The sequence below is a fragment of the Lampropedia puyangensis genome (assembly GCF_004833285.1).
GTDB lineage: Bacteria > Pseudomonadota > Gammaproteobacteria > Burkholderiales > Burkholderiaceae_C > Lampropedia > Lampropedia puyangensis.
Genome location: NZ_STFG01000005.1, coordinates 1 through 19,943 on the forward strand (window position 1 = coordinate 1; position 19,943 = coordinate 19,943).

Below are 19,943 nucleotides of genomic sequence, written 5' to 3' on the forward strand. Positions count from 1 at the left end.
TACCAAAAGATACTCGCCAGTGTTCGTGCCAAAGTTGAGCACGCGTTCCGCATCATCAAGCAGCAGCTTGGCTCTACCAAGGTGCGATACCGCGGCATTGCCAAAAACGACAACAAGCTGCAGACGATGTTTGCGTTGGCCAATTTGTGGATGATGCGGCGCGCTTTGCCACAGCTGCAGGCATGAGTAGGCCTGCAATATGGCCCGACAGGGCCAAATACCTCAAATGAGGCTTAGAAGAGCTACTAATTTGCTCAAATGGGGTTTCACCACAAGTCGCATTGAACCCTCTTGTCTTGATTCTGGTAGTTTTGCAGAGTTTCCCTTAGTTAAGGCGCGCATCAACGGCGCCTATCCATTCAATAGTGAGGAGGTAATTCATCTCGCGGATCGCGAGTGCCTTCTGCAGAAGAGCTGCTTTGCACTTGCTGCAGGCGTTGCACTTGTGCTGTAAGGGTGTCAATTTGGGCTTGTTGCTTGTACACAAGTAAATTGAGCTGTTCAAGTAAATCGTCGTTGTAGCTTTGTTTGATTTCCAGGTCGGTCAAGCGGGTTTCGATGTGCGCTGGCAGTGTATTCGCTTGCGGCAATGGTGGTGTGCTGGTCATAGGAAAGTGTGCGTTCAGGGCGAGCGGCTTGCAAGATGCAGCTTGATTATTGGCTGCTGGAATGCGGTGGAATACGTTTGGCCGACCGTTCATGTCTGCGCAGAGTGTCTACATACAGCTGTTCTACCTTGTCTCGGGCCCAAGGTGTTTTGCGCAAAAATTTAAGACTGGAGGAAATACTAGGATCGAGCTGAAAGCAGCGTATGGGAATACGTTGTGCCAGTGCTTTCCAGCCGTAGTGGTCGACCAAATCGGTCAGGAGACGCTCCAACGTCACGCCGTGGAGCGGATTTCGCGGTTGTTCTTGCAAAGTCATGCGGTATTGTCAAGCATTTAAGACTGGATGGTTGACTGGTACTGGCAGTACTTTAATGTTCTGCCGTATGCAGACATGCGCGCATGAAGAGCTAGGTTTGCGCCTAGCAGTGCTCAGGTAATAACCAATTCAACTGGAATATTTCCGCGTGTCGCGTTGGAGTATGGACAGACTTGATGGGCCGCATCAACCAGTTTTTGTTTTATATCAGCATCCAAGGCTGGCAGCGCAATGACCAGTTTGACGGCAATGCCGAATGCGTTACCTCCTTGCGTTGGACCTAGTGAGACGCTGGAATCAATGGCAACGTCTTGTGGGACTTTGATTCCAATTTTGGGGCCAACTGCCTTCATTGCCCCAATAAAACAAGCTGCGTAGCCAATAGCGAAGAGTTGCTCAGGATTTGTTCCTGGCTTGTTAGAGCCGGGTGGACTCAATTGCACGTCCAGCGCGCCATCACTGCTTTTGCCAGTGCCATCACGTCCGCCAGTGGTATGGGCTTGGGCGGTATAGATAACTTTGTCGAGTGGGGTGCTCATGGTGGTCCTTTGCGTTCAGAGAGATAAGGCTTACAAGAGTAGACCCAACCGTGTGCTGGCGTAAAAGTGATGGCCAAGTCGCGGTTGCAAGTAATGGTATTGGCTCTTGGTCAGCAGAGAACGTCGGTAGAAGTTAGTGGTCCTGCTGTAATGGATGTTTGGACGATTCCTGGATTGTGAATTTTGAGGAACCCAACAATCGTGCATGACCAAGTTACGGTATACAACGTTTGCTTAGCTTGCTATTGTTTTCACGTATTGCTTCATAATTCCGTCTCGTTCGCGAGGCGGTGTTGTGCAAAAAAGGGCGGCCAGCGACGATCCGCAGTAATCGTGCTGCAGCAATTACATGAAGGAAATCGCGGCCATGGGTGCGCAATGGAAAGAAAAAGGCAAGGCGCTTGTCGCTGATGCCAAAGGAAAACTCTTCGGCAAACTGGTCAAGGAAATTACAGTCGCAGCTCGCATGGGCGGGGGAGATCCAGCAGGAAATTCACGCCTGCGCATGGCTGTTGAAGCGGCGCGTAAGGCATCGATGCCAAAAGATACGCTTGAGCGCGCCATCAAAAAAGGCTCTGGCGCAGGCGCTGATGCAGTCAATTATTCAACCGTGGTGTTTGAGGGGTATGCTCCGCACCGCGTGCCGGTGATGGTTGAGTGTTTGACAGACAACCCTAACCGCACGGCCCCAAACATGCGTGTGTGTTTTCGCAAGGGGCAGCTGACTGCAGTGGCTTGGGACTTTGATCACGTTGGCATGATTGAGGGAGAACCTGAGAATGGCGCTGATGTCGAGTTAGCTGCGATCGAGGCTGGAGCCCAAGATTTTGAAGCTGGCGAAGAAGAGGGTGTGACACTGTTTTTGACTGAGCCTGGCGATCTGGATTCTGTCAGCAAAGCGTTGCCGCAGCAGGGGATCAAAGTCATATCTGCCAAGCTTGGCTATAAAGCCAAGAATCCGGTCAGCATGGGCAGTTTGCCTGCTGAGGCACAGGAGGAAGTGCAGACTTTTCTTGCTGGTATTGAAAACGATGATGACGTGCAGCACGTCTATGTCGGTTTGATCGACTGATTTAGAAAGCACTCAAGGCCTGCCGAAGGGATACTTCAGCAGGCCTTGAGAGTCGGTTTGCAAGATTTAGATCTTGATGCTGTTCATATACTGGTTGAATGGGAATTCAGAGAAGCGGTTCCACAGAATTTGATCGCGTTGGAATGCGCGCATATCTTGGTGGATTTCTTTGAATTCAGGTGATTTGGCTTCGTGTTCGGCAAAAACCTCCATGGACGCCTTAAAGCCTGCATCCATGATTTCTTTTGAGAACATCTTGAGTTGAGTCTTGTCTGCAACCAACTTTTTCAAAGCGCCAGGGTTGTAGGCCGTGTATTTAGATGTCATGTCTGCTGCGGCCACGCGGGTTGCGGCATCCAAAATCGCTTTGTTTTCTGGTGAGAGTTCGTTGTATTTTTTTATGTTGATGAAGAACTCAAGTTCAGCACTGCCTTCCCACCAACCTGGGTAATAGTAAAACGGAGCCACTTTATTCAGACCCAACTTCTCGTCGTCGTAAGGGCCAACGAATTCTGCAGCATCCAACGTACCTTTTTCCAGTGCGGTGTACACATCACCACCAGGAATGTTTTGAGCCACAACCCCTAATTTGGCCATGGCTTCACCAAACACGCCGCCGCCCAAGCGCATTTTCAAGCCCTTGAGATCATCAACGGTTTTAATTTCCTTGCGGTACCAACCGCCCATTTGCGTGGTGGTATTACCCGCGCTTGCTGCACGGAAGTTGTATTTCTCAAAGAAAGCATTGAGCAATTTATACCCATTGCCGTGGTCTTTCCATGCGTTCAGTTGCAGGGTCGTCAGACCAAATGGAACCGCGCAGCTAAAGGCAAAGATAGGGTCTTTGCCTGTGTAGTAATAGGCTGCTGTTTGTCCAATTTCGATTGTGTCAGCTTGCAGTGCATCAACCACTCCAAAAGCGGGCATCAGTTCACCAGCTGGGTGAACGCTGATTTCAAATTTCCCACCAGACATGGCTTTGACGGAGGAAGCCAGTTTTTCAGCGCTGCCGAAAATAGTAGGGAGTGACTTAGGAAAGCTAGAAGCCAGGCGCCAGCGGACTGCTTGTTGGGCGTGCACGGCTGGGGCAACGCCAGCAGCTAAAACGCCAGCCAGCCCTGCGCCTTTGATGATTGATCGACGATCCATGAAAATTCTCCCGTGTAAATAGAGGGGCCATCCTGCGAAACAATGCAGGTCTCTTTGGCCGCCTGCGCATTGTATTGAACGTGTTTCAAAGCGAAATAGCGGGAAAACCCCGCTAACTGGCAATAGCCGTGCAGGCGGGTTGCGAGATGCCGAATGCACATGGCTAAACAAGGATGAATTGGGTGCAATCCGGTCATAATAAGCAGCGATAATCATTTCCAGTTTTGAGTCATTGTTGCTGCAGATCGCAGTCACCCTGGTGAGTTGATGACTCGCATTTTTTCTTTTTTGACGTGACTTGTCCGAACTCCCATATTGATGATGCGTTTTCGTTTGTTCAGACGTAGATATCCTTTGAACGGCCGCCGTTTGATGGTGCGTCGACTTGTTCCGAAGTCTTTGCGCTGGCTTCTGGGGATGCTGCTGACTGGAATAGCTGTGCTGGCTATTGTCGCGAGTCAATGGGGGCATGATGTCATGCAGCGTTTTAGTAGGCAGGAGCAATCGCAAGCCGAATTGGCTCGTTTGCAGCAGGAGATGCTGAGTTTGCAACACCAATTGCAAGCCCAAACACCGCAACCTCCGGCAATGCAAGAAAATTTTGCAGAGTTGCAAGGCTTGCAAGCGCCTGCCCTAAGGCATGAAGATGCACAAGCCTTGGATGCCTTGGCGGTTATGCATGAAGCAACACTAGAGGCATTGCGACAGCAAGTTAAAGAGCTGCAGCAAGAGAATCAACGCCTCAATAATGAGTTGAGCTTTTATGAAAACCTGCTGCCCGCAGAGGACAATGGCGGAGTATCCATCCGTAGTCTGAATGTGGAGCGGCGCGTGCCCGATGAGTTGTATTGGCAACTTTTGCTGATGCAGCTCAAACGCAACGCAGCTCCTTTCAAGGGCGAATTGGAATGGCAGGTGGCTGGCACATTGGACGGGAAAACATGGCGTCTACCTGCTAAAGATCGAAGGCAGAGCCTTACGCTTGAGACATACCAGCGTTTGGATGGCCGAGTTCCTATACCAGCAAATTTACAGCTCAGCAGTGTGACTATGATCGTGTGGGAAGGCAAACAAGAGCGCACGCGTCAGTCCATCGCCTTTGACACACAGTAGCCATCCGATCATCGAAAGTGAGTTTGAATATGTTTTCTAAAAACAAACAAGCAGCCATCCGAAGCCTAGTCGCACAGGGGTGCCAGATCCAAGGCAATATTTCTTTTACGGATGGCATTCGGATTGAAGGGGTCGTGGAAGGGGCACTCACTGGAGATGTGACTGCGTCCAAAAAGGGGACATTGGTTTTCGTGGCGGAGCATGGGCGAATTGCCGGTGGTATCAAAGCCGATGTGATCATCGTCAATGGTTTGGTTGAGGGGCCGATTCATGCAGCGCAGTTGTTGGAGTTGCAACCCAAAGCCCGCGTGTGTGGCGACATCAGTTACCGGCAACTTGAAATGCACCAAGGGGCATTGGTGTCTGGGCGAATGAATCCTATTTTGCCTGCACAAGAGCCAACCACCGCAGCGTTGGAAGTGCAACAGCCCGAGGCGATTGGTACTGAATTACCTCAACTGCAAGGCGTTCAGACTCAACGCAATACTGCAGCGCAAATACCTGCTGCTAGACGCGCTGAGGACAGCAGTAGCAGCACTGCTAAAACAGCAAAAACCAGCAGCGCAGCATAGACATCTAATTTGGCCTAATATGACGGCCATTACCACGCTGAAATGCAGCGTATTGTCCAGTGATGGCATGTGGGCTGCAGAAGTCCAATATCCATCCACTTTGGAGAGCAACGATGAATGCAGTAGCAGAGCAAGCACAAACAACAGATTTGCCGACCCCCATTATTTTTACCGATTCAGCTGCTGCGAAAGTGGCTGATCTGATTGCCGAAGAAGGCAACCCTGACTTGAAGTTGCGGGTGTTTGTTCAAGGCGGTGGTTGTTCAGGTTTTCAGTATGGTTTCACGTTTGATGAAATCGCTAATGAAGACGACACCACGATGACAAAAAATGGTGTTTCACTCTTGATTGATGCGATGAGCTATCAATATTTGGTGGGCGCTGAAATTGACTATAAAGAAGACCTTCAAGGTGCGCAGTTTGTCATCAAGAATCCGAATGCGACAACCACGTGCGGTTGCGGATCGAGCTTTTCGACCTGAGTTGCCCTTGTCGCTTAAACCAGCAATACAAGCGAATGGTTCATTGCAACTTCACTGAGGTTTGTTTAGAGCGTTATCCTTACTGCGGGTATTGAAAAAAACAAAAAGGTGCTATCGAAAGCGCCTTTTTTATTTTGAATGGAGTGTTATTCCTGTTCAATATGCTTTATCAGGATATCTCCAAAGCCTGAGCAGCTCACTTGCACGGCACTTTCCATCATGCGGGCGAAGTCGTAGGTGACGTGCTTGCTTTGGATGCTTTTGGTCATTGCTCGGATGATGACATCAGCCGCTTCTGTCCAGCCGATATGGCGCAAGAGCATTTCTGCCGAAAGAATGCTTGAGCCTGGATTGACATAGTCTTTGCCTGCATATTTGGGCGCTGTCCCATGCGTGGCTTCAAACATCGCGACGGTTTCATTCATATTGGCACCGGGCGCAATACCAATACCGCCGACCTGTGCTGCCAGTGCGTCTGAAATGTAGTCACCATTGAGGTTCAATGTGGCGATCACGCTGTATTCAACCGGACGCAGCAAAATTTGCTGCAAGAAGGCATCGGTGATGCAGTCTTTAATGGCAATGTTCTTGCCTGTACGTGGGTTTTTCAGGCGTAACCATACGCCTCCGTCAATTTCCTCTGCGCCAAACTCGCGCTTAGCCAGGGCGTAGCCCCAATCACGAAACGCCCCTTCGGTGAATTTCATGATATTGCCTTTATGCACCAATGTCACACTCGGTTTGTCATGGTCAATGGCATATTGAATCGCTTTGCGGACAAGTCGCTCGGTCCCTTCCTTTGATACAGGTTTGATACCAATACCAGAGGTTTGTGGGAAACGAACTTTATTGGCACCCAATTCGTTTTGTAAGAAAGCAATGAGTTTTTGCGCCTTCTCACTGTCAGCCTGAAATTCAATACCAGCATAAATGTCTTCTGAGTTCTCCCGGAAGATCACCATATTGGTTTTGTGTGGCTCTTTGAGCGGCGAGGGGACTCCATCAAAGTATTGAATGGGACGCAAACAGACGTACAAATCCAGTTGTTGGCGTAGGGTGACGTTCAATGAGCGGATTCCGCCTCCTACTGGAGTTGTTAGTGGCCCCTTGATTGAGACCAGATGTTCTTTGACCACATCAACCGTTTCGGTAGGTAGCCATACGTCGGCACCATACCGTTGCGTGGCCTTAGCACCCGCATAGACTTCCATCCACTCCAGTTTTCGTTCTCCAGCATAAGCTTTGGCTACTGCCGCATCAACGACCTTGCGCATCACGGGAGTGACATCGACCCCTACGCCATCGCCTTCAATAAACGGAATGATGGGATGGGCGGGGACATTCAATGTGTTGTTCGCATTGAGTGTGATTTTTTGACCTTGTGCGGGTACTTGAATGTGCTGGTATGTCATGGAAGTCTCCGGGGAATGCGAAAAAATCTTGCTTGCGTTTCAACCAAGAAACACAGTCAAAAAAAGAGAGTGGTTGTGGGAGTACCTAACGCAGGCCAAGCCTTCGGGTAGGTGTGGCTGGGTTTGCATACGTACTAACGAAATGCAGTGGTTTCGCATTTTAACGGGCACGGATGGATAACGGTGCGCAGTCGATTCTATCCATGCAGTATGTTCATTCCTTCCACGCACCTAGTGGGTTAGGGTGTGTGTTTTGTTTGGGGTAGACAAATTTTTTTAGCTGCGACATAAAAAAACAGCATTCCGTAGGAATGCTGTTTTATCTTGATGCATTTAACGCGATATGGAGATCAATGCGCTTCTTCGTGCATTTGCGACTGAAGGTAATTGGGCAATCCTGTCTGCTCGATCAGTGACAGTTGAGTCTCCAGAAAGTCGATGCGCTCTTCAACGTCTTCAAGAATCTCCAGCAACAGGTCTCGGGAGACGTAGTCCATCACCGTTTCACACTGGGTAATGCCTGCTTTGAGTGCGCTTTGTGAGTCGTGTTCAAGCTGCAAATCGCACTCCAGCAACTCTTGTACGTCTTCGCCAACGCGCAGTTTGCCCAAGTCTTGCAGATTGGGCAGGCCATCCAATAGAAAAATGCGAGCCATCAAAGTGTCAGATTGCTTCATGGCCTTGATAGAGGCTTTGTACTCTGCTTTTCCCAGCACACCAAATCCCCAATGCTGCAACATACGGTAGTGCACGAAGGTTTGGTTGATGTTGGTCAGCAGCACTTTGAGCTCGGCCTGCAAATGGGTCATGACTTGAGGGTCGCCAATCATGGGGCACTCCAATATAGGTATGTTATCAATGACGCTATTGTTTCAAGCTTGCTGTGCTCTGGCAATGCAATCCCATGCTTTGCCAGTCTGGTTGCGCGTGATATTAAGAACGGTTCTCTCTACGCATTGAGTGTGCCTAGTGCACAGGACATGCTGGGCACTCTGGCTGAACAGATTTGATTCAGGTTCAGCCAGAAGCCGTTATGGCTGAGCGACACAGTCGGCGAAGAAGCGTTTGTTGCCATCGGCGTCTTTTTCCATCACTAAACCGTGGATATCGGTTTCGAAACCTGGCAGTTGTTTGGCAAATTCGCGGGCAAATTTCAGGTAATCCACGATTTTCTTGTTGAAGACCTCCCCAGGAATCAACAGTGGAATACCCGGCGGGTATGGCGTGACCAAACCCACAGTGATGCGACCTTCCAAATGGTCGATTTCCACACGTTCAGTCTTGCGGCGGGCAATGTGCGCATAGGCATCAGCAGGGCGCATGGCCGGCGTTAAGTCAGACAGGTAAATTTCGGTGGTCAGGCGCGCAATATCGTGCTTGGCGTAGAGTTGGTGCACATGCTGGCACAAGTCGCGCAGGCCCATTTTTTCATAGCGGCGGTGTGCAGCAGAGAACTCCGGCATGATGCGCCAGAGTGGTTGGTTTTTGTCGTAGTCGTCTTTGAATTGCTGCAGCGCAGTCAAAAGCGTGTTCCAGCGGCCTTTGGTAATGCCAATGGTGAACATGACAAAAAAGCTGTAAAGCCCCGTTTTTTCCACAACCACGCCATGTTCGGCCAAAAATTTGGTCACGATGGAAGCTGGGATGCCGGTTTTGTCGAACTTGCCATCCAAATCCAAACCTGGCGTAACGATGGTTGCCTTGATCGGATCCAGCATGTTGAAGCCGTCTGCTAGGTCGCCAAAGCCGTGCCAATTGCTGCTGGCTTTGCGTGACTTGGTGCCGTTGCTGGAGATGATCCAGTCCGCTGAGCGGCCCACTCCTTCTTCGGCGAGCTTTTCAGGCCCCCACACTTTGAACCACCAGTCGTTCTTGCCAAACTCATCTTCCACCTTGCGCATGGCGCGGCGAAAATCGAGTGCTTCTAAGAGGCTCTCTTCGACCAGCGCTTCGCCGCCGGGCAACTCCATCATGGCGGCAGCCACATCGCAACTTGCAATGATGCTGTATTGCGGGCTGGTGGAGGTGTGCATCAGATAAGCTTCATTGAACAAAGCGAAATCAAGTTTGCGCTCTTGAGAGTCTTGCACCAGTACATGGCTGGCTTGGCTAATGCCGGCTAGCAATTTGTGGATGGACTGCGTGGCGTACACCACACTGGTTTTTGGGCGGGCGCGTTTTTTGCCCATGGCATGGTAGGTGCCATAGAAAGGGTTGAATGCGGCGTGTGGCAGCCATGCTTCATCAAAATGCAGGTTGTCGACATAGCCGTCGAGCATGCTCTTGATGGTTTCTGTGTTGTAGAGCACGCCGTCATAAGTCGATTGCGTGAGGGTCAACACACGCGGCTTGATCTCTTTGACGTTGACATCTTTGAGCAGCTCTTTCATCAAGGGGTTGGCCTTGATTTTTTTCTGGATGTTTGCAGGCTCAAATTCGCTTTTATGGATGGGGCCAATGATGCCAAAGTGGTTGCGTGATGGTTTCAAAAAGACCGGAATAGCGCCGGTCATGATGATGGAGTGCAGGATCGATTTGTGGCAGTTACGATCGACCACGACCACATCGCCTGGCGCCACATTGTGGTGCCAGACAATTTTGTTGGATGTGCTGGTGCCATTGGTCACGAAGAAGCAATGGTCGGCGTTGAAAATGCGAGCAGCATTGCGTTCGCTCTCGCCAATGGCGCCGTTGTGGTCGAGCAGTTGGCCTAGCTCTTCAACTGCGTTACAAACGTCTGCACGCAGCATGTTTTCGCCGTAGAACTGGTGGTACATCTGCCCAATAGGCGATTTCAGGAAAGCGACGCCACCTGAGTGCCCGGGGCAGTGCCAAGAATAGGAACCGTCATCTGCATAGTCCAGCAGGGCTTTGAAGAAGGGCGGCTGTATGCTTTCGAGGTAATTTTTTGCTTCGCGGATGATGTGCTTGGCAACAAACTCAGGCGTATCTTCAAACATATGGATGAAGCCGTGCAACTCGCGCAGAATGTCATTGGGCAAATGGCGGGCTGTTTTGGTTTCCCCATGGATGTAGATGGGCACTTCGTCGTTGCGACGTCGCACTTCTCCGATGAAATCACGCAAGCTCTGAATAACCAGTGGTTCGCCTTCATCGCTGGTGGTCAATTCTTCATCGTCAATAGACAAAATAAAAGCACTTGCGCGGCTTTGCTGTTGGGCAAATTGGCTCAAGTCGCCATAACTGGTCACACCAACAACTTCAAAGCCTTCTTCCTCAATGGCATGTGCTAAAGCACGAATTCCTAAGCCGGAGGTGTTTTCAGAGCGATAGTCCTCATCAATGATGATGATGGGAAAGCGGAATTTCATGGGGTGACACTCCCGAAAAAAGCTGCCAGTTCAGGCCAAAATGGAAGGCCGCCCGCAGATGCCAAAGACATGTGCGGGCGGAAATGCGCGAAGTGTAATCAAATCGTGTGGCAGATGCATGAAAAAACGCCAAAACATATCACTTCAGCAAGGCATTCAAGTGACTTTTGATGATGAATAGGCGGTGTTTTAGCCCAAACTAGGTTCTTCGCCTCCAAGGGCTTCAATCAATTGTGGGATGAGCTGGCTTAACTCTCCTGTCGTCAATGCCACATCGGCATCAAAATGGTCGTCATTTTTGTCTTTGTCTTCGTGTACAGCATCACTGAACGCGAGTTTTTTTACTTGGAGTGTCTCGGTGAGTACCAATTGGCAGCGGTCGGACCAGCCCAGAGACAGCCGGGTAGGGCGTTTTCCTGCTTGTAGGTGTCCGCGGATTTCCTCAATCTCCAAGGAGTGTCGTGCATAACGGACACTGGCTTTGGTGTCATCAACAGCTTTGAGTTCGCACTCATCCCCTAGGCTGAATGCGCCCGGCGCGCTCTGGTCTTCGAGCCAGGCGGTCATGGCTGTTGCCGGGCTTTCTTGTGTCTGCAAAATTTTGGGAATGAAACCGGGCAATTGTTCAACCAACGCTGTGAGGATTTCATCGGCTTTTTGTGGGCTGCTGGCGTCGATCACCAAGAAGCCTTGTTTGATATCAATCCAAACCCAATGGCCTTGGGTTTTGGTAAAGGCCATTGGGAGCAGGCTTAGGCGGGCTTCGTCTTTGAGATCTCGTAATTCTTTACGACCCGGCTTACGCCCTGTTTGGGCCTCAATTTGCAGGCTTTTTTCATTGACTTGCGCATCTACTACAGATGCAGGCAATATTTTTGTTTCCGTGACGTGGCGCAAGATCCATTGACCATTGATGGATTCGACCATTGGTGCATGGGGCTGGCCACGGGGCGCAACCCAGCCTAGTGCGCGTTCTTGCGTCGGGGTGCAAGGGGTGAATGGATGGGCCTCAAGGGCCTGGGTGGCGGCGGTAAGGTCTGGCGACCAACTCGAAGCAATGCGGTAGATCAGTAGGTTTTTAAACAAAACAATAGGTCCTTGCGATGGTCATGCACTGGTAGCGGTGGCAGTTCGTGCATGGGTGGGCAATGTCTGATTATCACCGCTTCGTGTTGCAATGCATGGACTGCGACTTCTTCAAGAGGCTTGGTGTGCAGTATGCTCAGAGGATTATTTCTATTGCGTTATACGAGGAGTGACCATGTCAGCGCTACCAGCTTGCCCCCAGTGCAGTTCAACATTTGTGTATGAGGATGGTTCTTTACTGGTTTGTCCAGAATGCGCCCATGAGTGGTCTAGTGTGGACGTTGTTGATGAAGCAGAGGAGCTTCAGGTAGTCAAAGATGCCGTGGGGAATGTGCTGCAAGATGGCGATGCTGTGACCGTGGTCAAGGACTTGAAAATCAAGGGCTCCTCAACAGTGGTAAAGGTAGGCACTAAGGTTCGTAGCATCCGCTTAGTAGATGGGGATCACAATATCGACTGCAAGATTGATGGAATTGGTCCGATGCAGCTCAAATCTGAATTTGTTAAGAAAGCTTGATGTACTCGCCGCAGCGAGCCACGCGTGCCAATATTCAGTAAGTCGGCACAGAAGAGTCAACCGTGGCAGACCATGCGTCGATTCCGCCCACAATGTTGGCGAGTGTAGAGAAACCGTTGGTGTGCAGGAAGTTGGCCACATTCTGGCTACGTACACCATGGTGGCAGAGCAGGGCAGTGGGGCGATCCGGGTCAAGGTGGTTCAGGGCACTAGGAATCTCACCCATAGGCAATTGCTTTAATTCACACGAAGCGAGAGGTTCAATGCTGGCGATTGCCCATTCCCAAGGCTCACGCACATCAATGATGAGAGGCTTTTCATCAGATGCTGCGTGGTTCTGAGCCCATCGCAATAGGTTCTGTGGTGTGATTTGTTCAATCATGGCTGCGGTTGTCTATTTGAGGAGGTTGGGATTTTCCCTAGCTAGGCGTGAGGAAAGGGTAATGAATCACAATGGTATGGCTTTTTAATTCGGAGAGTTTAGCCCCATTCGTACACTGATTTTGATGTGACAGCGGCACATTCAATGTTCTAGTCCTGTGCAAACAGTTGCGGTTGGCATGTGCTGCACGGGGTTTACGCTATTCTTGCAACTGTTTTATAGCGTCAAGCGGTTTGCGCATATTTGATCTGTTCGATAGACCGCATGACAATTTTTTTCATGCGCATTGCTTTAGATGCGCAATCGTTTTTATGACATCTTCACGTTCACCACGTATTGCATTAATTGCTGCATTGACGCGTAATCTTACTATTGGCCGCAGTGGAGGGATGCCGTGGCATCTGCCACAAGATTTGCGCCACTTTAAGGAAAAGACGATGGGCAGCCGGATGATTATGGGAAGCCGCACTTGGGCGTCTCTGCCCGGATTATTGCCAGGTCGTGAGCATGTGGTGGTTTCCTCTCGTGCCTTGGAGTTGCCGGGGCAGGTCATTTTGGTCTCTAGCCTTGAACAGGCTTTGGCTTTGCCAAGCAGATCAGAGGCAAAAGACGGGGCTGAGACGGTGTTTGTGATTGGTGGTGGCCAGGTGTATGCCCAAGCCTTGCCATTCGCGACGGACTTGTACTTGACAGAAATCCATACTGATATCGAAGGGGATACCCACTTCCCTGCATGGAATAAATCTGATTTTGTTGAGCAAAGTCGCCAGTCGCATAGTGCCCCCTTGGAGAAGGATGGGCCTGCAGTGCCATTCGATTTTGTGCATTACAAACGCCATGCGACGTAATTGAGTGCATGCCTTCTGGGCCTATAGATTTCTCGACAATTTTGGTTTTTAGGGGGATGCGCTATGTCTGCCTCAATTCTGGCTATTTTTCCAGGAACATTCGATCCTATTACGCGTGGGCATGAGGAGATGATTCGCCGTGCCGCACGCATGTTTGATCGTTTTATCGTCGCGGTTGCTGCGGGGCACCACAAGAAGACACTGTTTACGCTAGAAGAGCGTATGGATATGGTGCGCTCTGTATTTTCTGATTTGCCACATCTCAGTGTGCATAGTTTTTCAGCATTGATGCGTGATTTTGCGATGGAGCATGGTGCACAAGTGATGGTGCGTGGCGTGCGTGGCGTGACGGATTTTGACTATGAAGTGCAGCTAGCCGGCATGAATCGAAAACTGATGCCTGAGGTGGAGACCATCTTCATGACGCCGAGCGAGCGCTATCAATATGTCAGCAGTACCTATGTGCGAGAGATTGCGACACTTGAAGGCGACGTAGAGCAATTTGTTTCGCCACAGGTGCACCAGCGGCTCTTGGCGCGCGTGAAAGAGCGTCAGCAGACAGCAGGCTGATCGGGGAGAGTCGCTCTGTTTTTTTGATGGGCGTACCGACGGATGGCGTTGTGCACAAAGCCTAGTTTTTGCAGAACAGGTGACGAGAGTGCAAACGGATAGGCATCGTTATGCCCTAGGCTGCGATTGAGACTGTTGAGCACTAAAGAGATGCCCATACTTTGATTCAATAGGTGGCTAATGTCTTGCGGTGAATCATCCTGTGGCGCTTGTGCGAAGGTGGTGAACGGATTTTCTACCTGTGTGCAAAGCACTCCTTGCGTACCATGTATTGCGAATTGAAGCTGATAACTAGAAGCGGTTTCCTGTAAATCGATCAAATGCAGGTAGTGTGCCCAAGTTTCAGCCCAATCCTCCCAAGGGTGGGCTGAAGCATAACTGCTGACATAGTTGTTTTGCCAGTCCCCTTGAGGAGTTTGGTAGTGCTGCTGTAGTGCTTGGCTATAGTCCAGCCGTTCATCGCCAAACAGCAGTCGAAATTTTGCAAGCGCCCATTCGTCACGGATGAAAAATTGATCCCAGTAGAAATGGCCTACTTCATGACGTAAATGCCCCAAGAGGGTTCGATAGGGCTCGTGTAGGTTGATGCGTCTACGCGTGCGTTCTGCGTCATCAGCTTCGGCAATATTGAGCGTAATCAAACCGTTTGCATGCCCGGTCATTACAGGGTCCTGACCCTCTATATCTTCAAGAAAATCGTATTTAGGGGGGTGTTGGGTATTTTTCAGCCCTAGCTTGGCCAGTGAGTAAAACAAGCGTCGTTTAGCATTTTCAATGGTAATCCACGCATGAAGGTTGCTGAGGTTCGATAGATTTGGAATAGTTTCCGTCTGTCTGCATGAGAGGCAGTAGTCATGCGAATCAGAGGCTGCAAGGAGAAAGTTGCATCCGTGCGCGTCGATATGGTTTTTGCAAAACTTATAACCTCCCACAGGTTGTTGCGTATGGATTTGAAAACCCATCGCATTGTTGAGTTGCCAGTGTGACTGAACGATAAGGGGCGAATCACCAACAGGCGCAGTAGGCGCCGTCGTATCGTTTACTGCATCTTCTAAATTGAGGGCGCTTGGATGAGGTGCCTCAATAGATTGCAGCGCGAGCAGAGTGAGCGACTCTGGATCAAATCCAAGTGGGCTGCCGCAATTGACGCAAACTTGGCTATCAAAGAAAACCAAATTGGCGCATTGTGTGCATTGAAACGTTTGCATAATGCCCCTAGAGCAACCCTACAAGGGGTTAATAAAGCAGTGGGACTGGCATCAGACTCAACAAAAGCAACGTGCATTGCCGCATTAGCACAGCCGCTGCACATTGCGCGCTCAACTACACACGTAAATGTTGAAGATCGGTGAGTCCCTTACAGTGCTCAATAGCCTATGTTGAGGCAAGAAACAGCCTGCATATAGATGTTATTAATGCACAACGACAGGATGTTGAGCCAGTCCGGTATAGCTGTCCAGTGTGTCTTCCACTTCTTCTTGAGTTGGTGTATTGCGTTGCCACTCTTGAATTTGGGCATGAAACACCTCAGCCCAACTCCCATCTAGATAAACTTCGCGTCCGGAGCGTTTGTCGACGATTTCAAAGCCATGCCGTACGAGATTGTGCTCAGGCTTGGGCTCCCATAAAGAGTCTGCTTGCAATGGGTTGGGAATATCCTGCTGCATATGCACGACTGAAAAAGCTTCAGAGTCATACAAAGTATTCATGGAGTCCTCCAATGAGATAGGTTCATTCCACATGGATGGGGGCGTTTGGCTAACTTTCAATAGAACGGAAGTTTGTGGGGCAGGCCCCCAACTGTGAGCAGTTTTTAACTGTGTTGTCAATAGTGACCAGTATGCACGAAAAATACCAACATTTTCGCGAAGTGCGATGAAGCGTTTTTAAGTACGGCAGCTTGATTGAAATCGTGCTTTTACGTATGGCTTTATAAAAAAAGCCCGGCATATGCCGGGCTTGAAAGGATCCATGAAAATGGTTTCGAAAGGATCCAAGGAGACAAAGGTTACCTGCCTTGCAAAGGCGCCACCGCTAGGTTGTGCTAAGTGACTCCGTTCCGGGCAATCGTCTATGCAGGCATTTGTACAAAGCAATGCCTTGCACTAAATATCAGGAGCGGCGACGTGTGGTGCTTTTGGCTGCGTTCGATGCACTTTCGGTCACGGCGTTGAAATTTGCTTGTGCAACATCAGAAGCTTGCTTTACCGTTTTTTGCACTGACTCAAAAGCATTGTTGGCTGCGGAAAGAGCACTGCGCACAACGGCGACAGAAGCTTCAGTACCTGCAGGAGCGTTTTTTGCTGCGCTTTCAACCAAATTGGTCACAGCCTGTTGCGCCTCAGCGGTGCGTTCTTCAACGACTTTGTTAAGCTCCTGACCGCTTTCAGAGGCGATTTCGTACAACTGGCGGCTGTAGTTGGAGACTTTTTCAGCCAATGGTTGGAAGATACTCGATTGCAGAGCCGCCAACTCTTGTGCGTCTTTAACCGACAGAACAGCTTGGCTGTGCTTGGCCGCATCGCTCAAGGCTTCGCGTGAAACCTTGACGTTCAGTTCAATGAGTTTTTCCACGCTGGCAAAAGCTTTGTTGGTCAAACCAAACAATTGCTCGATATTGGCTTTGTGTGCTGCGAGAACTTGTTCTGGGGTCAGTGCCATGTCAATCTCCAAATTACAAATGGTAAGAGGGGTAATCCATGCTGCTACTGGGGGATGCCCATTTTTCAGGTCTCATACAACTCATGTTGCGCTGCAGCATGCTTGTGATTATGCACGACGCACCAAATACATGCAATCTTTTTGTTGCAATGCAGCATTAATTGGATTGCATAGCGCAAAGCCGGCATCATTCAATCGACTTGACAGAGGGTACTAGTGCAAGAAGCTGCTGAAGTGCATGCTTTGTTGCAGCCTGCCTTATGGATGCACGATCACCATGAAAGACAATTTTCTCGCTGACAGTTTTATTGTATGCAGACCATGCAAACCAAACGGTGCCCACAGGCTTGTCGTATGAGCCTCCCCCAGGGCCGGCAATACCGGTAATGGCAACGCTGAAGTGCGCGTTTGAATGGATGATTGCGCCGTGGGCCATGGCCCGCGCAACGGGCTCGCTGACTGCACCATGCTCCATAATCAATGCGCTCGGCACACCGAGCAGATCCGTTTTGGCGTCGTTGGAGTAGGTCACCATGCCTCGGTCAAACCACAGACTTGATCCTGCCAGATCAGTGCATGAGGCTGCTACGAGGCCTCCTGTGCAGCTTTCAGCGGTCACCAGCATGGCGTTTTGCGCAATTAATGCACCAGCCAGATCAGATACTAGCTGTGTAATGGTTGCTATCGTCGTTGGTGGGGAGTTGCTTGTCATGGCTGCGTTGGATCTAAAGTGATGGAGGTACCAGATGTGGTGCCAGGGATAGGCTCAAGATTCGTTTTTAGCCTAGCCATTGGTGTAGGACTGCAAGCACGAGGAGACTGCAAAAGGCGGCCACCAAATCGTCCCAAATGATTCCCCAAGCCCCACGCCAACCTGTGCCTTTGAAGGTGCTGTCAGCCCATTTGACTGGTTGTGGCTTGGCTGCGTCGAAAAAACGAAACAGCAGGAATGCGAGCAGTTGTAACCCAAAAGCACTTGGCCCAAGCAGCCATAACACTAGCCAGAACGCCAGAATTTCGTCCCACACAATGTGACCAGAGTCAAGCGAGCCTAAAGCATCCGATGTCGCTTTACATGCCCACCAACCAAAAAATAAGGCAGACAGCCAAACAATAGCAATGGTTATATCGTTTCTTTGCGCTAGAAACAGATTAAAGCTCAGCCAACCCCATGCTGTGCCTACAGTGCCGGGGGCGTATTTACTTAAACCTGAGCCAAAGCCGAGTGCGATCAGTCGGGCAGGGTGTTTGAGGTCTTGAATGCTTGGAGAACGTTCAATGGAGGCGGTCTGTGAGGCCATGGATGGTGGATTTGAGCGTGAAGTCGTGGGCAGTTTGGGCGTGCATGCCTGAGGCTGTGTGCGTGTTTGCGAGCTTAGGAATGTCACCTATGTTAGAGCGTAAATAGGTGAAAAATGACAATATTCCGTCAGAATGGACTGTGTTGGAATCAAAGAGACAAGGGCTGCGCTTGGCGCAGCTTTCAATAAAAGGAGTTGAATGGTATGAATCATCGCCCCTGGCTTTCAGCCTATCCAGATGGTGTTCCTTCCGATATTGATCCAGATCAATACAGTTCTTTAATTGATTTGATGCGCATCGGGTTCGCGCAGCATAAAGACAAGGTGGCATACAGCTATCTGGGGAAAGATTTTAGTTTTGCCCAGATTGATGAGCAGAGCAAAATATTTGCAGCCTATTTGCAAGGGCTTGGCCTTAAGAAGGGCGATCGTGTTGCTGTGATGATGCCTAACGTGGTGCAGTATCCGATCGCTGTCGCAGGCATATTGCGCGCAGGATTGATACTTGTGAATGTCAATCCGCTCTACACAGCACGCGAATTGGAGCACCAACTCAATGATTCTGGCGCAGCCACCATTGTGATTATTGAAAATTTTGCCCAAACATTGCAAAAGTGCTTGGGCAACACGCCCATTAAGCACATTGTTTTAGCCAGCATGGGGGACCGTCTGGGCATGATTAAAGGCTCGGTGGTCAATTATGTGGTGCGAAATGTGAAGAAATTGGTGCCAGAGTTTGCAATGGCGGGTGCGATCCCTTTCAATACTGCGCTGAAACTAGGCACTGGAAAACCGTTAACGGCAGTATCGATAGACCGGGATGACCCTGCGGTTCTTCAATACACAGGTGGAACCACAGGCGTGAGTAAAGGCGCTGTGCTGAGCCACCGCAACATCATTGCCAATATCCTCCAGTCCGAGGCCTGGAATGCGCCAGCGATGAACCGTATCCCCAGTACAGAGCAGCCTACCTCAGTATGTGCCTTGCCGCTCTACCATATCTTTGCTTTTACGGTGAATATGATGCTGGGCTTGCGCAATGGGACGAAAAACATTTTGCTGCCTAATCCGCGTGACTTTCCAGCTGTTTTGGGGGAGTTATCAAAGCACACATTCCATCAATTTCCTGCAGTCAATACATTGTTCAACGGCTTGCTGCACCACCCTGATTTTGCAAAAGTCAATTGGCGCAATTTGAAAATATCGATTGGTGGCGGTATGGCCGTGCAGGGGGCGGTTGCGAAACTGTGGCTTGAGAAAACAGGCTGCCCGATTTGTGAAGGCTATGGATTGTCAGAGACCAGTCCTTCAGCAACATGTAATCCTGTGACGGTACGTGAATATACGGGAACGATTGGGGTGCCTTTACCGAGTACGTTGCTCAAATGCATTGATGACGAAGGCAATGAGGTTGCACAGGGGCAGCCAGGTGAAATTGCTATCAAAGGGCCGCAGGTCATGCAGGGATACTGGCAGCGCCCTGACGAAACAGCCAAAGTGATGACAAGCGACGGTTTTTTCCGCTCGGGCGATATTGGAACAATGGATGCCAATGGTTATTTCAAAGTTGTAGATCGTAAAAAGGATATGGTGCTAGTGAGTGGCTTCAATGTATTTCCCAACGAAGTCGAAGACGTGATTGCTGGGTTGCCTGGTGTTTTTGAGTGTGCAGTTGTGGGCATTCCTGATGACAAAACAGGTGAGGCGATCAAGCTGGTGATTGTGCGCAATGATCCGGCGCTGGATGAGGCTGCTGTGCGTAGCTATGCCGCTGATAATTTGACGAACTACAAGAGACCCAAAGTCATTGAATTCCGTGACGCATTACCCAAAACTTCTGTGGGAAAAATTTTGCGCAGAGAATTGCGCGGGTGAATTTGGCCCAGGGTGACGATTTTTTGAAGTTTTCCGCAGATTTTTCGACTGACTGAGTCTTTATAAAAAAATCCCCGCTTGCTTAAGCGGGGATTTTTATGTATGTGC

General features: G+C 50.0%; 24 protein-coding genes. 9 read left to right on the forward strand and 15 right to left on the reverse strand.

The genetic code is table 11. The features are described from left to right. The coding region (locus tag E9531_RS06375) for a transposase (RefSeq protein WP_136572926.1) at positions 1–186 on the forward strand (186 nt) is incomplete at its 5' end. A gap of 173 nt (positions 187–359) precedes the next feature. Here E9531_RS06375 and E9531_RS06380 read toward each other — a convergent pair. The 3 genes from E9531_RS06380 to E9531_RS06390 form a co-directional block, all read right to left on the reverse strand. After that, a complete protein-coding gene (locus tag E9531_RS06380; RefSeq protein ID WP_136572927.1) occupies positions 360–608 on the reverse strand; it encodes a SlyX family protein in 249 nt (82 codons plus the stop codon). 46 nt (positions 609–654) lie between these two features. Beyond that, positions 655–924, reverse strand: a complete 270-nt coding sequence (locus tag E9531_RS06385) for a VF530 family protein (protein WP_136572928.1) — start codon at positions 922–924, stop codon at positions 655–657. Between the two features lie 113 nt (positions 925–1,037). Continuing rightward, on the reverse strand, positions 1,038–1,463 hold the full coding sequence (locus E9531_RS06390) for an organic hydroperoxide resistance protein (protein ID WP_136572929.1): 426 nt from the start codon (positions 1,461–1,463) through the stop codon (positions 1,038–1,040). A 367-nt stretch (positions 1,464–1,830) separates the two neighbouring features. Here E9531_RS06390 and E9531_RS06395 point away from each other — a divergent pair, with 367 nt between their 5' ends. Beyond that, the gene (locus E9531_RS06395) at positions 1,831–2,535 is read left to right on the forward strand and encodes a YebC/PmpR family DNA-binding transcriptional regulator (protein ID WP_136573083.1); all 705 of its coding nucleotides are present in this window, start codon (positions 1,831–1,833) and stop codon (positions 2,533–2,535) included. Positions 2,536–2,601: 66 nt separating this feature from the next. Here E9531_RS06395 and E9531_RS06400 read toward each other — a convergent pair whose 3' ends face one another. Both E9531_RS06400 and E9531_RS17465 read right to left on the reverse strand, forming a co-directional pair. Next, positions 2,602–3,684, reverse strand: a complete 1,083-nt coding sequence (locus tag E9531_RS06400; RefSeq protein ID WP_136572930.1) for a TRAP transporter substrate-binding protein — start codon at positions 3,682–3,684, stop codon at positions 2,602–2,604. After that, on the reverse strand, positions 3,636–3,881 hold the full coding sequence (locus tag E9531_RS17465; RefSeq protein ID WP_158291729.1) for a hypothetical protein: 246 nt from the start codon (positions 3,879–3,881) through the stop codon (positions 3,636–3,638). The genes E9531_RS06400 and E9531_RS17465 overlap by 49 nt, the downstream gene beginning before the upstream one ends. Before the next feature lie 175 nt (positions 3,882–4,056). Here E9531_RS17465 and E9531_RS06405 point away from each other — a divergent pair, with 175 nt between their 5' ends. The 3 genes from E9531_RS06405 (at position 4,057) to erpA (ending at position 5,851) form a co-directional block, all read left to right on the forward strand. Further along, positions 4,057–4,797, forward strand: coding sequence for a DUF6776 family protein (locus tag E9531_RS06405; protein WP_211343384.1), 741 nt, complete (start codon positions 4,057–4,059; stop codon positions 4,795–4,797). A gap of 29 nt (positions 4,798–4,826) precedes the next feature. Next, on the forward strand, positions 4,827–5,369 hold the full coding sequence (locus tag E9531_RS06410; protein WP_136572932.1) for a bactofilin family protein: 543 nt from the start codon (positions 4,827–4,829) through the stop codon (positions 5,367–5,369). 113 nt (positions 5,370–5,482) lie between these two features. After that, positions 5,483–5,851, forward strand: a complete 369-nt coding sequence (gene erpA, locus E9531_RS06415) for an iron-sulfur cluster insertion protein ErpA (protein ID WP_136572933.1) — start codon at positions 5,483–5,485, stop codon at positions 5,849–5,851. Between the two features lie 146 nt (positions 5,852–5,997). Here erpA and icd read toward each other — a convergent pair whose 3' ends face one another. The 4 genes from icd to E9531_RS06435 all read right to left on the reverse strand — a co-directional run bounded on the left by icd (position 5,998) and on the right by E9531_RS06435 (position 11,681). Beyond that, entirely contained in the window at positions 5,998–7,263 is a 1,266-nt protein-coding gene (gene icd / locus E9531_RS06420) for an NADP-dependent isocitrate dehydrogenase (RefSeq protein WP_136572934.1), read from the reverse strand. A gap of 350 nt (positions 7,264–7,613) precedes the next feature. Further along, the gene (gene bfr, locus E9531_RS06425) at positions 7,614–8,093 is read right to left on the reverse strand and encodes a bacterioferritin (RefSeq protein WP_136572935.1); all 480 of its coding nucleotides are present in this window, start codon (positions 8,091–8,093) and stop codon (positions 7,614–7,616) included. Positions 8,094–8,294: 201 nt separating this feature from the next. Further along, the gene (locus E9531_RS06430; protein WP_136572936.1) at positions 8,295–10,595 is read right to left on the reverse strand and encodes an arginine/lysine/ornithine decarboxylase; all 2,301 of its coding nucleotides are present in this window, start codon (positions 10,593–10,595) and stop codon (positions 8,295–8,297) included. Between the two features lie 189 nt (positions 10,596–10,784). Beyond that, the gene (locus tag E9531_RS06435; RefSeq protein ID WP_136572937.1) at positions 10,785–11,681 is read right to left on the reverse strand and encodes a recombination-associated protein RdgC; all 897 of its coding nucleotides are present in this window, start codon (positions 11,679–11,681) and stop codon (positions 10,785–10,787) included. Between the two features lie 175 nt (positions 11,682–11,856). Between E9531_RS06435 and E9531_RS06440 the strand changes: the two genes are divergently transcribed. Beyond that, complete coding sequence (locus tag E9531_RS06440) at positions 11,857–12,198, forward strand: zinc ribbon domain-containing protein YjdM (protein ID WP_136572938.1); 342 nt, start codon at positions 11,857–11,859, stop codon at positions 12,196–12,198. 34 nt (positions 12,199–12,232) lie between these two features. Here the strand turns inward: E9531_RS06440 and E9531_RS06445 are convergent, their stop codons facing one another. Then, positions 12,233–12,580 (reverse strand): rhodanese-like domain-containing protein, encoded by a 348-nt coding sequence (locus E9531_RS06445; RefSeq protein ID WP_136572939.1) that lies wholly within the window; start codon positions 12,578–12,580, stop codon positions 12,233–12,235. Positions 12,581–12,891: 311 nt separating this feature from the next. On the opposite strand from E9531_RS06445, the gene E9531_RS06450 reads away from it, so the two are divergent. Together E9531_RS06450 and coaD are read left to right on the forward strand one after the other, a co-directional pair. Further along, on the forward strand, positions 12,892–13,428 hold the full coding sequence (locus E9531_RS06450; protein ID WP_136572940.1) for a dihydrofolate reductase: 537 nt from the start codon (positions 12,892–12,894) through the stop codon (positions 13,426–13,428). Positions 13,429–13,491: 63 nt separating this feature from the next. Continuing rightward, the gene (gene coaD / locus E9531_RS06455) at positions 13,492–13,998 is read left to right on the forward strand and encodes a pantetheine-phosphate adenylyltransferase (RefSeq protein ID WP_136572941.1); all 507 of its coding nucleotides are present in this window, start codon (positions 13,492–13,494) and stop codon (positions 13,996–13,998) included. Here coaD and E9531_RS06460 read toward each other — a convergent pair. From E9531_RS06460 to E9531_RS06480, 5 genes are all read right to left on the reverse strand, one after another. Next, positions 13,980–15,206 carry a zinc-binding metallopeptidase family protein gene (locus tag E9531_RS06460; RefSeq protein ID WP_136572942.1) on the reverse strand — a complete coding sequence of 409 codons (1,227 nt, stop codon included), beginning with the start codon at positions 15,204–15,206 and terminating at the stop codon, positions 13,980–13,982. The genes coaD and E9531_RS06460 overlap by 19 nt on opposite strands. Before the next feature lie 204 nt (positions 15,207–15,410). Further along, positions 15,411–15,707 carry a BTH_I0359 family protein gene (locus E9531_RS06465; RefSeq protein ID WP_136572943.1) on the reverse strand — a complete coding sequence of 99 codons (297 nt, stop codon included), beginning with the start codon at positions 15,705–15,707 and terminating at the stop codon, positions 15,411–15,413. A gap of 403 nt (positions 15,708–16,110) precedes the next feature. Continuing rightward, entirely contained in the window at positions 16,111–16,659 is a 549-nt protein-coding gene (locus tag E9531_RS06470; protein WP_136572944.1) for a phasin family protein, read from the reverse strand. A gap of 187 nt (positions 16,660–16,846) precedes the next feature. After that, complete coding sequence (locus E9531_RS06475) at positions 16,847–17,371, reverse strand: CinA family protein (RefSeq protein WP_211343385.1); 525 nt, start codon at positions 17,369–17,371, stop codon at positions 16,847–16,849. A 67-nt stretch (positions 17,372–17,438) separates the two neighbouring features. Continuing rightward, positions 17,439–17,960, reverse strand: coding sequence for a phosphatidylglycerophosphatase A family protein (locus E9531_RS06480; protein ID WP_136572945.1), 522 nt, complete (start codon positions 17,958–17,960; stop codon positions 17,439–17,441). A gap of 204 nt (positions 17,961–18,164) precedes the next feature. Here E9531_RS06480 and E9531_RS06485 point away from each other — a divergent pair, with 204 nt between their 5' ends. Beyond that, positions 18,165–19,835, forward strand: a complete 1,671-nt coding sequence (locus E9531_RS06485) for a long-chain-fatty-acid--CoA ligase (RefSeq protein ID WP_136572946.1) — start codon at positions 18,165–18,167, stop codon at positions 19,833–19,835. The last annotated feature ends 108 nt before the right edge of the window (positions 19,836–19,943 follow it).

Bases quoted from the DNA above. Each gene is read 5' to 3' on its own strand.
- E9531_RS06380 (WP_136572927.1), bottom strand. From the start codon at position 608: ATGACCAGCACACCACCATTGCCGCAAGCGAATACACTGCCAGCGCAC.
- E9531_RS06385 (WP_136572928.1), bottom strand. From the start codon at position 924: ATGACTTTGCAAGAACAACCGCGAAATCCGCTCCACGGCGTGACGTTG.
- E9531_RS06390 (WP_136572929.1), bottom strand. From the start codon at position 1,463: ATGAGCACCCCACTCGACAAAGTTATCTATACCGCCCAAGCCCATACC.
- E9531_RS06395 (WP_136573083.1), top strand. From the start codon at position 1,831: ATGGGTGCGCAATGGAAAGAAAAAGGCAAGGCGCTTGTCGCTGATGCC.
- E9531_RS06400 (WP_136572930.1), bottom strand. From the start codon at position 3,684: ATGGATCGTCGATCAATCATCAAAGGCGCAGGGCTGGCTGGCGTTTTA.
- E9531_RS17465 (WP_158291729.1), bottom strand. From the start codon at position 3,881: ATGACCGGATTGCACCCAATTCATCCTTGTTTAGCCATGTGCATTCGG.
- E9531_RS06405 (WP_211343384.1), top strand. From the start codon at position 4,057: ATGGTGCGTCGACTTGTTCCGAAGTCTTTGCGCTGGCTTCTGGGGATG.
- E9531_RS06410 (WP_136572932.1), top strand. From the start codon at position 4,827: ATGTTTTCTAAAAACAAACAAGCAGCCATCCGAAGCCTAGTCGCACAG.
- erpA (WP_136572933.1), top strand. From the start codon at position 5,483: ATGAATGCAGTAGCAGAGCAAGCACAAACAACAGATTTGCCGACCCCC.
- icd (WP_136572934.1), bottom strand. From the start codon at position 7,263: ATGACATACCAGCACATTCAAGTACCCGCACAAGGTCAAAAAATCACA.
- bfr (WP_136572935.1), bottom strand. From the start codon at position 8,093: ATGATTGGCGACCCTCAAGTCATGACCCATTTGCAGGCCGAGCTCAAA.
- E9531_RS06430 (WP_136572936.1), bottom strand. From the start codon at position 10,595: ATGAAATTCCGCTTTCCCATCATCATCATTGATGAGGACTATCGCTCT.
- E9531_RS06440 (WP_136572938.1), top strand. From the start codon at position 11,857: ATGTCAGCGCTACCAGCTTGCCCCCAGTGCAGTTCAACATTTGTGTAT.
- E9531_RS06445 (WP_136572939.1), bottom strand. From the start codon at position 12,580: ATGATTGAACAAATCACACCACAGAACCTATTGCGATGGGCTCAGAAC.
- E9531_RS06450 (WP_136572940.1), top strand. From the start codon at position 12,892: ATGACATCTTCACGTTCACCACGTATTGCATTAATTGCTGCATTGACG.
- coaD (WP_136572941.1), top strand. From the start codon at position 13,492: ATGTCTGCCTCAATTCTGGCTATTTTTCCAGGAACATTCGATCCTATT.
- E9531_RS06460 (WP_136572942.1), bottom strand. From the start codon at position 15,206: ATGCAAACGTTTCAATGCACACAATGCGCCAATTTGGTTTTCTTTGAT.
- E9531_RS06465 (WP_136572943.1), bottom strand. From the start codon at position 15,707: ATGAATACTTTGTATGACTCTGAAGCTTTTTCAGTCGTGCATATGCAG.
- E9531_RS06470 (WP_136572944.1), bottom strand. From the start codon at position 16,659: ATGGCACTGACCCCAGAACAAGTTCTCGCAGCACACAAAGCCAATATC.
- E9531_RS06475 (WP_211343385.1), bottom strand. From the start codon at position 17,371: ATGACAAGCAACTCCCCACCAACGACGATAGCAACCATTACACAGCTA.
- E9531_RS06480 (WP_136572945.1), bottom strand. From the start codon at position 17,960: ATGGCCTCACAGACCGCCTCCATTGAACGTTCTCCAAGCATTCAAGAC.
- E9531_RS06485 (WP_136572946.1), top strand. From the start codon at position 18,165: ATGAATCATCGCCCCTGGCTTTCAGCCTATCCAGATGGTGTTCCTTCC.